Below are 14,912 nucleotides of genomic sequence, written 5' to 3' on the forward strand. Positions count from 1 at the left end.
CCCACCGTATGACGTGACTCGATGCAATGGACCGACGACGCCCTGGTGCTCGGCCTGCGCCGGCACGGGGAGAGCGGCGTCATCCTCGAAGCGATGACCGAGGCTCACGGGCGCCATCTCGGCCTGGTGCATGGCGGCCGCTCGCGCCGGATGCAGCCGGTGCTGCAACCCGGCAACCGCGTGCGCCTGACATGGCGGGCGCGCCTCGACGAGGGTCTCGGCGCCTTCGCGGTGGAACCCCTCGAATCACAGGTCTCCCGGCTGATCGGATCGGGCTTGGCGCTCTACGGGATGGGCCATCTGGCGGCGCTGCTGCGGCTCCTGCCCGAGCGCGATCCGCACCCGGCGCTTTACGCGGCGGCGGGGATCCTGGTCGAGCACCTTGACGACCCCGCCATCGCGCCGCCCTTGATGGTGCGCTTCGAGCTGGAGATCCTGTCGGAACTCGGCTTCGGCCTCGATCTCACCGCCTGCGCGGCCACCGGCGGCAACGACGCCCTCGCCTACGTCTCGCCGAAGAGCGGACGGGCGGTCAGCGCCTCGGCGGGCGAGCCGTTTCGCGATCGCCTGCTGGCGCTCCCGACCTTCCTGCACGCGGGCGGTTCCCCCGGCCCGGACGGCGTTGCACAAGGGTTTACCTTGACGGGATACTTCCTCGACCGGCACGTCTGGGGGCCGCATGGCCTCGGCGCCCCCGAAGAGCGGACGCGATTCGTTGCGCTCGGCTGCGAGGCCGGCTAGTGTTCGCGTTCTGTTCCAGATTTTCGCGGCCTCGGATTCGGGTTGTCGGCGCTGTTGCGCGGCCCCCGGCTGACGGGCCGCGGTGATGTCGTTGAATTGAGGAGTCGTCATGGGCCAGCCCTTCGAGCCGCCGTCCGGCGACGGGATCGAGAGCGTCGAGCTGAAATCCGCGCTGGAGGAGCGCTACCTCGCCTACGCGCTCTCCACGATCATGCATCGGGCCCTGCCGGATGCCCGCGACGGGCTGAAGCCCGTGCATCGGCGCATCCTGTACGGCATGCGGCTGCTCCGCCTCGACCCGAACACTGCGCATAAGAAGTGCGCCAAGATCGTCGGCGACGTGATGGGCGACTTCCACCCGCACGGCGACCAAGCGATTTACGACGCCCTGGTGCGGCTCTCCCAGGACTTCGCCCAGCGCTACCCGCTGGTCGACGGCCAGGGCAATTTCGGCAACATCGACGGCGATGGTCCAGCGGCCTACCGCTACACCGAGGCGCGCCTCACCGAGGTCGCGCGCCTGCTGCTCGACGGGATCGACGAGGATACGGTCGATTTCAGGCCCTCCTACAATGGCGAGAAGGACGAGCCGATCGTTCTGCCGGCGGCCTTCCCGAACCTGCTGGCGAACGGCAGCCAGGGCATCGCGGTCGGCATGGCGACCTCGATCCCGCCGCACAACGCCGCCGAGCTGTGCGACGCGGCGCTCTACCTGATCAACCATCCCGAGGCGACCTCGGCGCATCTCGCCAAGTTCGTGCAGGGGCCGGACTTCCCGACCGGCGGCATCCTGGTCGATTCGGCGGAATCGATCGCCGAAGCGTACCGCACCGGCCGCGGCGCCTTCCGGGTCCGCGCCCGCTGGGCCAAGGAGGATCTCGGCCGCGGCACGTGGAACATCGTCGTCACCGAGATCCCCTACGGCATCCCGAAGGGCCGGCTGATCGAGAAGATGGCCGAGCTGCTGCAGGAGAAGAAGCTGCCGCTCTTGGCCGACGTGCGCGATGAATCCGCCGAGGACGTGCGCGTCGTGCTGGAGCCGCGCTCGCGCACGGTCGATCCGGTGATCCTGATGGAATCGCTGTTCCGGCTGACCGAGCTGGAGGCGCGGATCCCGCTCAACCTCAACGTCTTGGTCGGCGGCCTCGTGCCGAAGGTGATTGGGCTTACCGAATGCCTGCGGGAATGGGTCGATCACCGCCGCGTGGTACTGCAGCGCCGCTCGCGCTACCGCCTCGGGCAGATCGACCGGCGCCTCGAGATCCTGGGCGGCCTGCTCATCGTCTATCTCGATCTCGACGAGGTGATCCGCATCATCCGCGAGGAGGACGAGCCGAAGCCCGCCCTGATGGCCCGGTTCGAACTCACCGAGATCCAGGCCAATGCGATCCTCGACACCCGCCTGCGCTCCCTGCGCAAGCTCGAGGAGATGGAGCTGAAGCGCGAGCTGGACGCGCTCACCGCCGAGAAGGCCGAGATCGACGCCCTGCTGGCCTCCGAGCCGGCGCAGTGGAAGGCGATCCAGGCGCAGATCCGCGCCGTGAAGAAGACCTTTGGGCCCGAGACCAAGCTGGGCAAGCGCCGTACGGAATTGGCGAGCCCGCCGGATGTCGGCGGCATCGACTTCACGGCAGCTTTGGTCGAGCGTGAGCCAATCACCGTGCTCGTCTCGACCAAGGGCTGGATCCGGGCGCTGAAGGGCCATGTCGCCGACCTGTCGGGTGTGGCCTTCAAGGGCGACGACACCCTGAAGATCGCCTTCCCGACCGAGACCACGCAAAAAATCCTGCTGCTGGCCACCAACGGCAAGGTGTTCACGCTGGAAGCGTCGAAGCTGCCGGGCGGGCGCGGCTTCGGCGATCCGGTGCGGCTGATGGCTGACCTCGACGACGGCACCGAGATCGTGGCGGCTCTGCCCTACCGGCCGGAGACCAAGCTGCTGATCGCGGGCTCCGACGGGCGCGGCTTCATAGCGCCCGCCGACGCGCTCGTGGCCAACACCCGCAAGGGCAAGAGCGTGCTAGGCCTCGACGGTGACGCCAAAGCGGCTGTGCTGGTGCCGGCGGACGGCGACCACGTGGCGGTGGTCAACACCGAGAAGCTGCTGCTGATCTTCCCGACCTCCGAGGTAGCCGAACTCGCCCGCGGCAAGGGCGTCCGGCTCCAGCGTTGCCGCAGCGGCGGGCTCATTGACGCGCACGTGTTCAAGCTGGCGGATGGTCTGCCCTGGCAGGACGGCTCAGCCGAAGGTCGGCTCGCCAACGCGACGGTGCTGGAGAAGTGGATCGGCCACCGCGCCGAGGTCGGACTGATGATGGCGCGCAGCTTCCCGAAGTTCGAGCGGTTCGGGCGGTGAAGCGGGGAGGGATGGTGACGGGCTTCCAACCCGCGCCCTTACCCTGAGATGCTGTGCAGCAGCCCCGAAGGAGGCCTACAGGGATCGCGCGACTGGCTGGAGGGCTGCTTCGAGGCCTCCGCTACGCTCCGGCATCCCAGGATGAGGGCGCGGGTGGGACAGATCCCGTCTCAGTGCGAGCGGTGATTGAGCCAGAGCGCGCCAAAGGCCAACACACCGCCACCAATCGGGACAGCAAGCAGGAGAAGGAACTGGGCTGTCGTCATGGCCAAGATCCCGAAGCGTGCGCCTCACAAACCAATGTATGGCACCACTCATGATCCAGCAAACCACCATGGCGAAGAGCACGGGCTCGAAGTGCGGACGGTCCGATAGGGCGGTCGATATGAACGGCGCAAAACCGCCCACGGCAAAGATTGCGATAGCGAGGCCGTTGGCATAGGTGGCGGAGAATTTGATGCGCTCGTTCACGACGAGCTTGTCGCGCGCTTCGTAGTCCAGTTCCGACATCAACCAGGCCCCCCAGCCGGCCCATAAGTTAAACCGCCGTCACCATGCGGAAAAGGAAGCCTACCGCTCGCCTCACCGCCCCTTCACAGCCGCCTCATCCGCCGCCCAGAGGTACTGAGCCGCGTAGGCCCGGAACGGCCGCCATGCCTCAGCGCGCGCCAAAAGTTCAGCAGGGCTCGGCCGCCCGACGCCGGCCTCAAGCGCCCGCAGCAGTCCGACATCGCCCACCGGCAGAGCATCCGGCAGCTTGAGCGCCCGCATGGCGATGTACTGCGCGGTCCAAGGCCCAATTCCGCGGATCGCCGTGAAGCGCAAAACCGCAGCGTCCAGCGACACCGCCGGGGCGAACAGGTCCGGATCGTTCAGCGCTGCCGCCGCGAGCGCCCGGATCGCCGCGCCGCGGGCCCGCGGCATGTTGAGCGCCAGGGCGATATCCGCCTCGACCAGCGCCGCCGGGTCCGGAAAGACGTGGGTCAGGCCGCCCACTGGCGCGGCAAGCGGCGTCCCGAACGCCGCGACCAGCTTGCCGGCGAGCCCGATCGCAGCCGTCACCGAGACCTGCTGGCCGAGGATCGCCCGGCAGCCGGTTTCGAACGGCTCCCAGGCGCCCGGCAGGCGCAGGCCCGGCCGTGCCGCTACCATCGGGGCCAGGATCGGATCTGCATTGAGGAACGCCGCGATGGCGGCCGGATTCGCGTCGCAATCGAACAGGCGGCGCAGACGCTCGGCCACCGGGGAGGCGTGGACGGGATCGATGCTGCGCAATGCGACCCAAAGGTGATCCCAAGCAGGCTCCACCGTCAGGATCCCGTGTCGCTCCGCGAAGCGGATCGTGCGCCTGTAGGCCGAGCCGTCAGGCGCAATTGACTCTAGGCCGGCGATCGCTCGCTTGCCCAGGAAGGCGTGGATCGCCGCCCAGTCGTAGGGCGGGTGGTAGGGGAGGCGGAGGCCGAACCCGTCCGGCACCTCCACGAACACGAAGGGCGGCCTCTCGGCCGCCCCGTCAGTGTTCTCCGAGGACAGGTCCGCCTCAGCCGCGCTGATCGACCGCCACGTAGTCGCGCTGGGCCGGACCCACGTAGAGCTGGCGCGGCCGGCCGATCTTCTGCGAGGGATCCTCGATCATCTCGGCCCACTGGGCGATCCAGCCGACCGTGCGGGCCACCGCGAACAGCACCGTGAACATGTCGGTCGGGAAGCCCATCGCCTTGAGGGTAATGCCCGAGTAGAAATCGATGTTCGGGTAGAGCTTCTTCTCGATGAAGTACTCGTCCTTCAGGGCGATCTGCTCCAGCTCCATGGCGACGTGAAGCAGCGGATCGTCGGTCTTGCCGAGTTCCTTCAGCACCTGGTGGGTGGTGTGCTGCATGATCCGGGCGCGCGGGTCGTAGTTCTTGTAGACTCGGTGGCCGAAGCCCATCAGGCGGAACGGATCGTTCTTGTCCTTGGCCTTGGCGACGTACTTGCCGACGTTCTCCGGCGTGCCGATCTCCATCAACATCTTGAGCGCCGCCTCGTTGGCACCGCCATGGGCCGGCCCCCACAGGCAGGCGACGCCGGCTGCGATACAGGCGAACGGGTTGGCGCCCGAGGAGCCGGCGAGCCGCACCGTCGAGGTCGAGGCGTTCTGCTCGTGGTCGGCATGCAGGATGAAGATCTTGTCGAGCGCCTTGGCGAAGACCGGGTTGACCTCGTACTCTTCACACGGAACCGCGTAACACATCCGGAGGAAGTTTGATGTGTAATCGAGGTCGTTCTTCGGATATACGAAGGGCTGGCCGATCGAGTACTTGTAGGCCATCGCGGCGAGCGTCGGCATCTTGGCGATCATGCGGATCGATGCGATCAGCCGCTGGCTCTCATCCGTGATGTCGGTCGAGTCGTGATAGAAGGCCGAGAGGGCGCCGACCGAGGCGACCATGACCGCCATCGGGTGTGCGTCGCGCCGGAAGCCGGTGAAGAACCGGTTCATCTGGTCGTGCACCATGGTGTGGCGCGTGACGCGATACTCGAAATCGGCCCGCTGGCCGGCGGTCGGCAGGGCGCCGAACAGCATCAGGTAGCAGGTCTCGAGGAAGTCGCCCTTCTCGGCAAGCTGCTCGATCGGGTAGCCGCGGTAGAGCAGCACGCCCTCGTCGCCGTCGATGTAGGTGATCTTCGATTCGCAACTAGCCGTCGAGGTGAAGCCCGGATCGAAGGTGAAGGCGCCGGTCTGGGCGTAGAGCTTGCCGATATCGATGACGTCCGGTCCGATCGTGCCGGTTTTCACCGGCAATTCGATCGACTTGCCGTCCACGGTGATGGTGCTGGGTGCGCTCATGGATCGTGGACCCTTCTCTGGCGACGTGGCGGATGCCGGACTCGGGCTGCGCCGAATCGGCCCCGGGGGCCTCAAGCACACCGCGTTATGCTGCGGGTGCTCACTGGCATGGGTTACCCAAACGGCACTGCAGCAGCAACGGGGTCGGTGACAACCGAACCCCGACGCCAAGCGAATTCGTCAAACGAATTGCATCATGCGAAATCCGGGCCGGAACCCGCGGTTCCCAAGAGGCCTCAGACCTGCGGGGCCTGATCACCGAGGCGAGCCAGGGTCTCGTCCCGACCGAGCACCGCCATCACGTCGAACAGAGGCGGGGAGGTGGTGCGTCCGGTGAGCGCCGCCCGCAGGGGCTGGGCGACCTGCCCGAGCTTGCAGCCGGCTTCTTCCGCGTATTGGCGCACTGCGCCCTCGGTCGAGGTCGCGCTCCACTCGGGGAGCGCCTCCAAGGCCGGCTTGACGCCGGCAAGGCGCGCGCGACCCTCATCGGAGAGAAGCGCGCGGGCCTTATCGTCGAGCCCCAATGGGCGCTGGGCATACAGGTAGTAGGCGCTGTCGAGGAGTTCGATCAGGGTCTTGGCCCGCTCCTTCAGCCCCGGCATGGCCTGAGTGAGCTTGTCCTTAAGATCCGACGGCAGCGGCGCCGACAGGCCGCGCTCGGGCCCGACCTGTGGCAGGATCGTCTCGATCGCCGCAACGAGGTTGGCATCGGCGCTGCCGCGGATGTAGAGGCCGTTGAGGTTGGCGAGCTTGGCGAAGTCGAACCGGGCCGCCGAACGCCCCACCGCTCCGAGATCGAAGGCCGCGATCATCTCCTCGGTGGAGAACACCTCCTGGTCGCCATGGCTCCAGCCGAGCCGCACGAGGTAGTTGCGGAGCGCCGCCGGCAGGTAGCCAAGATCGCGATAGGCCTCGACGCCGAGCGCCCCGTGGCGCTTTGACAGCTTGGCCCCATCCGACCCGTGGATCAGCGGGATATGGGCCATCTTGGGGATGTCCCAGCCGAGCGCGGAGAAGATCTGGGCCTGGCGGGCGGCATTGGTGAGGTGGTCGTCGCCACGGATCACCTGGGTGACGCCCATGTCGTGGTCGTCCACCACCACGGCGAGCATGTAGGTCGGCGTTCCGTCCGAGCGCAGCAGGACGAGATCGTCGAGATCCTTGTTGGCCCAGGTCACCCGGCCCTGGACAGCGTCCTCCACCACGGTCTCGCCCTCGGCAGGCGCGCGCAGACGGATCACCGGCTTGATCCCGGCGGGTGCGTCGGAGGGGTCGCGGTCGCGCCAGCGGCCGTCGTAGCGCGGGGGCCGCCCCTCGGCACGGGCGGACTCGCGCATCTGCGTGAGCTCCTCGGCGGTGGCGTAGCAGTGATAGGCGCGCCCCGCGGCCAGCAACTCCTCGGCCACGGCGCGATGGCGCTCGGCGCGGGCGAACTGGAACACCACGTCGCCGTCCCAGTCGAGGCCCAGCCAGGTGAGCCCATCGAGAATCGCGTCGATCGCGCCCTTGGTCGAGCGCTCCCGATCGGTATCCTCGATGCGCAGCAGCATCCGGCCGCCCGTGTGACGGGCATAGAGCCAGTTGAACAGCGCTGTCCGGGCCCCGCCGATATGCAGGTAGCCGGTAGGCGAGGGGGCGAAGCGCGTGACGACGGCTGAGGACATCGGTCCGGTATGTTCGGGGGCGAGGCGGGGAGCGCGGGACGGTGAGCTCGACACGGGCACGCTCGAAAGGGCGCCCGTAGCACGAAGCGCCGCCTGTAGCACGGGGCTGCGGATGCGTTAAGAATCGCCCGGGGAATCGCCCGGCCGCCGAAGACAGGTCGCGCGGATCGGGGCAGGGGCAATGCGGCGGATCGGCGCGAGGCTGACGGGGGGCACCCTTGTGCTCGCCGCTCCGCATGCGCCCGCGCTTCCGGCTTTCCGGCATTGGGTGGCCGAGGGCCTTGCCCGAGAGGCCGAGCAGCGCCGCCTGTTCCCCTGGCTGGCGGTGGCGTTCGGGGCCGGGATCCTGCTGTATTTCGGGGTCGTGGACGGCACGCCCGTCCTGGCCGCCCCGCTGATCGGGGCCGCGCTGGCGCTCGCGCCGGTGCCGTTCCTAGGGGCCCGGCCGGTGGCAATGGCGCTGACGCTCGCGGCGGGCTTCGCGTTCCTTGGCTTCGCGGCGGCGACCTGGCGCGTCGCGCAGGTGGCCGCGCCGATCCTGGCGCGGACCACGATCGGGCCGCTCACCGGGACGATTGAGGCGCTCGACGAGCGCGAGGTCGGCGCCCGGCTGGTGATTCGGGTGGATAGCTTTGCTGGGCTCAGGCCCGAGGTGCGGCCGGCCCGGGTGCGCGTCTCGTTCCGCAAGACGCCGATCCCGAGGCCGGGCGAGACCATCGCGGCGACTGCACGCCTGCTGCCACCCCCGGAGGCGGCCCGACCCGGCGGCTACGACTTCGCCCGGGATGCGTATTTTCAGGGGATCGGCGCGGTCGGCTCGCTGGTCGGCGCGGTCACGGTCCGGCCCCCACGGAACCGCCGCCCCTGCGCCTGCTACTCGCCGCGATGCTGGACGAGGCCCGCAACGTCTTGACCCGCCGGATCGCCGAGGCCGAGGGTGGCCAGGCGGGGGCCGTGGCGGCCGCCCTGGTGACCGGCAAGCGTGGGCTGATCGGTCCGGCGAGCAACGATGCCCTGCGCGCCGCCGGGATCTACCACGTGGTCTCGATCTCGGGCCTCCACATGGTGCTGGCCGCCGGCGTGGTGTTCTGGCTAGTGCGGGCTTTCCTTGCTTTGGTCCCCCACTGCGCCCTGTTCTGGCCGATCAAGAAGATCGCGGCCGGCTTCGCCATGGTGGGGGTGAGCGGCTATTGCGCCTTCTCGGGCTGGGACATCGCCGCCGAGCGCTCGCTGATCATGACCCTGATCATGCTGGGCGCGATTCTCGCGGACCGGCCAGCCCTGTCAATGCGCAACCTCGCACTGGCCGCCCTGATCGCCCTGGCCCGTGAACCGGAAGGGCTGCTGGGCCCGAGCTTCCAGATGTCGTTCGGCGCGGTGGCCGGGCTGATCGCCTGTGCGCGGCTGATCGACGGGCGCCTGTTCGTACGGCCCGGGGCGGGACGGATAGGCCGGTTCGTCGGGACCGGCCTGTCGGCGGTCACCGGCACCCTGGCGACGACGCTGGTGGCGCAGATCGCGACCGCGCCCTTCGCCACCTACCACTTCCAGACGATCCAGCCCTTCGGCCTTATCGGCAACGCTCTGACCCTGCCGCTCGTCTCGCTGGTGGTGATGCCCTCGGCCGTGATCGGGTGCATTGCCTATCCCTTCGCCCTCGACCGGCCGGTCTGGTGGCTGATGGGGCAGGCGGTGGGCGGCATGCTGGCGATTTCGCATTGGATCGCCGGGTTCGAGCGGGCCAGCGTGGTGGTGCCAGCCTTCGGCACCGGGGCCCTCGCCGCCCTGACGGCAGCGCTGCTCCTGGCAACGCTACCGGTTTCGCAGCTCCGCTGGCTTGCCCTGCCACCCGTACTGCTCGGGCTTGGCCTGATGGCCCAACCGGAGCGCCACGATCTCTATGTCGACCGGCAGGGCTGGGGCGCCGCGGTACGCGGCCCGGATGGCCGGCTCGCGATCCTCGGCAGCCCCTCGGGCTTCGTGCTGGAGCAATGGCTGAAGGCGGATGGCGACGGGCGGCGGCTCGACCGCGGCTCCGGTGCGGCGCCGGGCGGCCGCTGCGACCGGCTCGGCTGTACCGCGCTTCTCCCGGACGGACGGGCCGTTGCCCTGGTCCGCGATCGGCGCGCCTTCCCCGAGGATTGTGCCCGGGCCGCCGTGCTGATCACGAGCCTCGCGGCGCCGCCGACCTGCACGGGGCCTCTGGTGATCGATCGCCGGATGCTGGCCATGCACGGGGCCGTCGCCCTGCGTGCTGATGGAAACGGGTTTACGATGCGCACCGCCCACGGCGACGGCCGGTCCGCCCCCTGGCGTCCAAGGCCTGCTCGTACGCGTCTCGAATCGACGGATTCCCCCATCGGAGCAGCCGGCGGCATGGCGTTACCCGAAACGCCACAGGCCCCGGCGACGGACGTCGTGATCGACGCCCCCGCCGAACCCCTTCAGTAGCGTCGAACGAGGCTGACCAGCCGGCCTTGGATCTGGACCCGGTCGGGGCCCAGGACGCGGGTCTCGTAGGCCGGGTTGGCAGCCTCCAGGGCGATCGAAGAGCCGCGGCGGCGCAGGCGCTTGAGCGTCGCCTCCTCGTCGTCGATCAACGCCACGATGATGTCGCCGGTATTGGCAGTGTCCTGCTTGCGGATCACCACGAGGTCGCCGTCGAGGATCCCGGCTTCAACCATCGAATCGCCTCGCACCTCCAGGGCGTAGTGCTCACCGCCCGCGAGAAAGTCCGGCGACAGCGTGATGGCGTGGCTCTGGTTCTGGATCGCCGAGACCGGTGTTCCTGCCGCAATCCGACCCATGACGGGGATGGAGATGGCCCGACCGGAATCGTCGATCATCCGTGCGCTCGCCGGCATGGGAGGCGCCGCCGGCTGTCGGGACTTGCCGCCCTCCACCACGCTTGGGGTGAAGCGGCGCGGCTCCGGAGTGGGCGCCGCCGCCTGCGCCAGGCTTTCGGGGATGCGGATCACCTCGATGGCGCGCGCCCGATTCGGCAGCCGGCGCAGGAAGCCGCGTTCCTCCAAGGCCGTGATAAGCCGGTGGATGCCCGACTTTGACTTGAGATCGAGCGCATCCTTCATCTCGTCGAAGGACGGGGGAACGCCGCATTCCTGCACGCGGCTCTGGATGAACCGCAGGAGGTCAAGCTGCTTGCGCGTGAGCATCGACGGGGGCCTCGCGACTTTGCGGACCGCCCCGAGGCGGCCTCTGAAACAAATCGCGAACAGGTTAAACGTTCCGCAAGTGTTCTGCAAGCGCGTTATGGCCACGCTGTCCGGTCGATCGACGATCTTGTCGATCCTCGGCCGGTTCGAACGCGGTGCGCCCCCGGCCTGCCGCACCGAAGTTGTGACGCACACCGTCGTTGCCGGTCAGGCCTCCAGGCCCGGGACGAAGGACATGCCGAACCCGTGCCGGACGCCAGGGAGCTGAGTCCCACCCGGCGCGGGCGATGCGAACCATAAACGCATTGACGGCACAAGCGGAGCCGTTTCAATGCACTCCGCGCCTCGCCGGGGAGCGGGGCGGTATCTGGCTTGGGATGACGAGGATGCAAAAGCGCGCGGCTCCAGGGCACCTCCGGCTCTCCCTCGGCGCCCTGATCCTGGGTTCGGCGCTTGCCGGCTGCACCACCGGGTTCGCCTACATCTCCCGGAACTACGTGGCGCTCACGCCGCAGGTGGTCACGATCGGCTGCAAGGAACCCTACGAGGTCTACGACAACCGGCAGCTGCGCCGGATGCTGGTCGTCTCCAACGCCCTGCGCGAATATGCCGGCTGCAACCTGAGTGAGGTCCGCATCGATCCGGAGCCGGGTGCGACCCGGGTGACGCGCTTCCGCACGGCCGCCCGCGCCTATCTCGACGAGACCGTGCGCGAGGATTGCCGGATCACCGGCGAGACCGTGTTCGATTCGCTGAAGTCCGAGTTCGCCTACGCCTGCGACGTGCCGGTCGAGCGGCGCGGAACGGTGGTGCCGCGCCTGCCGGGCCGCAACCCGGGTGCAGCCCAGCGCTGAGCCGGCCCGCTCAGGTCCCCGGCTTCGGGAAGGTGCGTTCTGTCGCGTCGCCGGCCGCGGCCAGGAGGGCACGCGCGAAGGCGCGGGCCTCGGCCCGGTCCAGCACGATTGCGGCGGTAACCGGCCCGCCGCCGAGGTCGGACAGGGCGAGTTCGAGCCGCACCCCATCGGGCACGGCGCTCGCCTGAAGGCTCCAGCCCGAGCCCCGATCCGTGCCCTGTGCCATCGCATACTCCTCCCGCGTGCCGGGAAAACGCCGCAGGCGCCCGCCGGAACCGCCCTGACCCGGGCCTGTTCCCGAGCCGTGCCCAGCGCCTCCCTGCCTCGCCTGAACGCGTTCCTCAAGACCGCAGGCCCCGGACTCGTCGTGATGCTCGCCGACACGGATGTCGGAAGCCTGATCACGGCGGCCCAGAGCGGCGCCCGCTGGGGTTACTCGCTGCTGCTCCTGCAGATCCTGCTGATCCCGATCCTGTACGTCGTCCAGGAGCTGACGGTCCGGCTCGGCACCGCCACGGGCCGTGGCCATGGCGAGCTGATCCGCGCGCGTTACGGGCCGGTCTGGGCCTGGATCTCGTATGGCGGCCTCGTGGTCGCCGGGATCGGCGCCATCGTCACCGAATTCTCCGGCATCGCGGGGATCGGCGACCTGTTCGGGGTGCCGCGGCTCGTGAGCCTCGGGTTGCCGGCCCTTCTGCTCCTCGGGCTCGTCTTCACCGGCAGCTACCGGCGCGTCGAGGTGGTGGCGCTGGCGGTCGGCCTGTTCGAGCTGGTCTTCATCGGCCTCGCCATCGCGGCGCGGCCGAATCTGGGCGAGATCGCCACGTCGTTCGCCCACATACCGCTCGGTGATGGTCAGTACCGGGTGCTGATCGCCGCCAATATCGGCGCGGTGATCATGCCGTGGATGATTTTCTACCAGCAATCGGCGATTGTCGACAAAGGCCTCGGCTGGGACCACGCGCGGAACTCGCGGATCGACACCCTCGTGGGTGCGGTGATTTCGCAATGCGTGATGGGGGCGATCCTGATCGCGGCGGCCGCCACGATCGGCAAGGCCGGGCAGGGCACGAAGAACGGGCTGGAGACAGTAGGAGATCTCGCTGGCGCCTTCACGCCGGCGCTCGGGCCGTGGCTCGGGCAGATGGTGTTCGGGGTCGGGATCATCGCGGCGGCCTTCGTGGCGCTGAACGTGGTCGCCCTCGCGCTGGCCTGGGGCTTCGGCGACGTGATGGGAAAGCCGCATTCCCTGGAGCAATCGCCCCGGGAAGCGCCCGCCTTCTACGGCGCCTTCGCGCTGGTGGTGGCGGCCGGCGCGGTGGCCGTCCAGCTCGTGCCGAATCTGGTTGCGCTCAACATCGCCGTCGAAGTGATGAACGCCCTGCTCCTGCCGCTCGCGCTCGGCTTCCTGATCCTGCTCGCCACCCGCGCCCTTCCGGAGGGCAAGCGTGTCGAGGGCGCCTACAAGTGGGTGGTCTACGTCGTCTCGGGCGTCACCATTGCCTTCGCGCTGGTCGGTGTGCTCGACGCGGTCGGCCTGCTCTGAAGCGATTGACGCGCGCGGCCCGATGATGTCTCCCCCGGGTCTTCCGAGACGGTGGAGTCGACACATGCAAGAGATCTGGTTCCGTACGGGCGAGGCCACGGTGCTGGCGGCCGAGGGCCAGTACACCGACGCGATGCCAGAGGTGCTGATCGGCTCCGTGCGCGGTCCGGTGGGCCAGGCCTTCGCGTCGATGATGGGTCAGGTGCAGGGCCACACCCGGATGTTCGTTGTCCGCGACCTCAACCAGCTCGTGCGCCCCGCCACGATGATGACCACCAAGGTCACGATCCACACGGCCGAGTATGCCGAACTCCTCGGAGGCGTGGTCCAGGCGGCCACCGGCGACGCGATCGTGGACTGCATCATCGAGGGTATCCTGCCGAAGGACGGGCTCGACGAGCTGTGCATGATCATCATGATCTGGCTCGATCAGCGCTGCGCCGAGGACGATAACCTCGACCAGAAGGACCTCTACCGGACCAACTACGAGGCGACGAAGCTCGCCATCGCCCGCGCCCTTAAGGGCGAGCCGACGGTGGACGAGCTGATCGCCAACCGGAAAACCGTGAAGCACTACGCGCTGGACGGCGTGATCGAATATTGATCAGCGCCGCGCCACGGGCGTGCGGGCGCAGAGATCGGCCACTGCGCAGTCGAGACCGAAGCCGGGGAGGACCAGACGGTCATCCCAGGTCAGGTGGATGAGGGTCCAGGTCTGGCCGATTTGCACCGACAGGGTCAGTGCGGGGCTCTTCTGTTCGATCAGGAGCGCGGCCTGACAGAGCGGCAAGGCCTCGTAGCCCGCACGCTAGACGTCGATCTTCGTCTGGCGCGTGCCGGGGAGCTTTCGGTGGTCGCTCGGCGAGAGGATCTCGGCAGCCAGATAGCAGCCGTCGACGACGTTCTGGTCAGCCTCGATGGTCGCCGCATCGATGACCGCGACATCAGGGACGTAGGTATGTCCCGTAATGAAGGGTCGGAGGTCGATGGTCAGGTCGTGAAGGGCGATCCACGTCGAGCCCGACTGTGCCAGCCCCTCGTTCAGGAGGCGCTGGAGATTAACGACCATGACCTGGTGCACGAGGCTCGGATGGGCCTGCATCACGATCTGGCCCTCGATGAGTTCCCACTTCTCCTCGTCGGGACGCGTCACGATGAAGTCCCAGAACCCCCGGTGGGGATCGGTCCTGTGGACGGGCTGTGTCTCGAGAATCGTCATGGGATAGCCCGGGCAGACTCGACAGGTGCGGAGGGTCCCGCCGGCCGCTCGCCCGGTCAAGGGCGCCTTATCCCGGCGGGATGCGCCCCACCGAGCACAGGGTGCGCATCGTGGTGCTGCCCGGGTCGGTGTAGCAGGAGGCCGACCAGCCGTTCTGCTGGATGAACGACTTGCGCCGCTCCGACAGGGACGTCCGGTAGGCGTTGGCGATGATCGGCTCGACCGTGGCGGCCGCTTCTCCGATCAGGATCTCGGAGGCCACCGACAGGTCGCGGAAGAAGGTCGCCGAGGGGGCGGGCTCGGCCGAGGTTGCCTGCACGATCGGCTCGGCCCGGCAGGTCACGTCGAACTTGATCAGCCCGGCGAGGCGGATGTCGATGCTGGGGCCAGCGCGCTTGCCGACCTTGCCACCGATCGCCCCCGCGATCTGCCGGGCGAGGTCGTCGCAGGTATCGGCCCGGGCTGCCGCCGCGAGGAGCGGCAGGCAGGCGAGGGCGGCCAGGAGGCGCGTCACGGTCAAGCTCGGCAT

At 68.7% G+C, this 14,912-nt stretch carries 13 protein-coding genes and 1 pseudogene; 6 read left to right on the forward strand and 8 right to left on the reverse strand.

Annotated elements, in window-relative coordinates; translation table 11 throughout:
• Positions 1–21 precede the first annotated feature (21 nt).
• Both recO and parC read left to right on the forward strand, forming a co-directional pair.
• On the forward strand, positions 22–741 hold the full coding sequence (gene recO / locus OXS27_RS08505) for a DNA repair protein RecO (RefSeq protein ID WP_267355468.1): 720 nt from the start codon (positions 22–24) through the stop codon (positions 739–741).
• Between the two features lie 109 nt (positions 742–850).
• Entirely contained in the window at positions 851–3,097 is a 2,247-nt protein-coding gene (gene parC, locus OXS27_RS08510; RefSeq protein ID WP_267355469.1) for a DNA topoisomerase IV subunit A, read from the forward strand.
• Between the two features lie 582 nt (positions 3,098–3,679).
• Here the strand turns inward: parC and OXS27_RS08515 are convergent.
• The 3 genes from OXS27_RS08515 to gltX all read right to left on the reverse strand — a co-directional run bounded on the left by OXS27_RS08515 (position 3,680) and on the right by gltX (position 7,591).
• The gene (locus tag OXS27_RS08515; protein WP_267355470.1) at positions 3,680–4,585 is read right to left on the reverse strand and encodes an AlkA N-terminal domain-containing protein; all 906 of its coding nucleotides are present in this window, start codon (positions 4,583–4,585) and stop codon (positions 3,680–3,682) included.
• Between the two features lie 52 nt (positions 4,586–4,637).
• Positions 4,638–5,927 (reverse strand): citrate synthase, encoded by a 1,290-nt coding sequence (gene gltA / locus OXS27_RS08520; protein ID WP_243918801.1) that lies wholly within the window; start codon positions 5,925–5,927, stop codon positions 4,638–4,640.
• Between the two features lie 236 nt (positions 5,928–6,163).
• Positions 6,164–7,591 (reverse strand): glutamate--tRNA ligase, encoded by a 1,428-nt coding sequence (gene gltX / locus OXS27_RS08525; protein ID WP_267355471.1) that lies wholly within the window; start codon positions 7,589–7,591, stop codon positions 6,164–6,166.
• A 181-nt stretch (positions 7,592–7,772) separates the two neighbouring features.
• Between gltX and OXS27_RS08530 the strand changes: the two are divergent.
• A pseudogene (locus OXS27_RS08530) lies at positions 7,773–10,042 on the forward strand (ComEC/Rec2 family competence protein).
• On the opposite strand, the gene lexA reads toward OXS27_RS08530, so the two are convergent.
• Positions 10,036–10,764, reverse strand: coding sequence for a transcriptional repressor LexA (gene lexA / locus OXS27_RS08535; RefSeq protein WP_243918794.1), 729 nt, complete (start codon positions 10,762–10,764; stop codon positions 10,036–10,038). The pseudogene OXS27_RS08530 and the gene lexA overlap by 7 nt on opposite strands.
• 386 nt (positions 10,765–11,150) lie before the next feature.
• On the opposite strand from lexA, the gene OXS27_RS08540 reads away from it, so the two are divergent.
• The gene (locus OXS27_RS08540; RefSeq protein ID WP_267355472.1) at positions 11,151–11,618 is read left to right on the forward strand and encodes a hypothetical protein; all 468 of its coding nucleotides are present in this window, start codon (positions 11,151–11,153) and stop codon (positions 11,616–11,618) included.
• 10 nt (positions 11,619–11,628) lie between these two features.
• Here the strand turns inward: OXS27_RS08540 and OXS27_RS08545 are convergent, their stop codons facing one another.
• Positions 11,629–11,844 carry a hypothetical protein gene (locus OXS27_RS08545; protein ID WP_243918793.1) on the reverse strand — a complete coding sequence of 72 codons (216 nt, stop codon included), beginning with the start codon at positions 11,842–11,844 and terminating at the stop codon, positions 11,629–11,631.
• Between the two features lie 78 nt (positions 11,845–11,922).
• Between OXS27_RS08545 and OXS27_RS08550 the strand changes: the two genes are divergently transcribed.
• Together OXS27_RS08550 and fae are read left to right on the forward strand one after the other, a co-directional pair.
• On the forward strand, positions 11,923–13,164 hold the full coding sequence (locus tag OXS27_RS08550) for a divalent metal cation transporter (protein WP_267355473.1): 1,242 nt from the start codon (positions 11,923–11,925) through the stop codon (positions 13,162–13,164).
• 64 nt (positions 13,165–13,228) lie between these two features.
• On the forward strand, positions 13,229–13,768 hold the full coding sequence (gene fae / locus OXS27_RS08555) for a formaldehyde-activating enzyme (RefSeq protein ID WP_020092273.1): 540 nt from the start codon (positions 13,229–13,231) through the stop codon (positions 13,766–13,768).
• On the opposite strand, the gene OXS27_RS08560 is transcribed toward fae, so the two are convergent.
• The 3 genes from OXS27_RS08560 to OXS27_RS08570 form a co-directional block, all read right to left on the reverse strand.
• Positions 13,769–13,954 (reverse strand): hypothetical protein, encoded by a 186-nt coding sequence (locus OXS27_RS08560; protein ID WP_267355474.1) that lies wholly within the window; start codon positions 13,952–13,954, stop codon positions 13,769–13,771.
• 18 nt (positions 13,955–13,972) lie between these two features.
• Positions 13,973–14,383, reverse strand: coding sequence for a Uma2 family endonuclease (locus OXS27_RS08565; protein WP_267355476.1), 411 nt, complete (start codon positions 14,381–14,383; stop codon positions 13,973–13,975).
• Between the two features lie 67 nt (positions 14,384–14,450).
• Entirely contained in the window at positions 14,451–14,912 is a 462-nt protein-coding gene (locus OXS27_RS08570) for a hypothetical protein (protein ID WP_267355478.1), read from the reverse strand.

Source organism: Methylobacterium sp. GC_Met_3, from assembly GCF_026540775.1.
Lineage (GTDB): Bacteria > Pseudomonadota > Alphaproteobacteria > Rhizobiales > Beijerinckiaceae > Methylobacterium.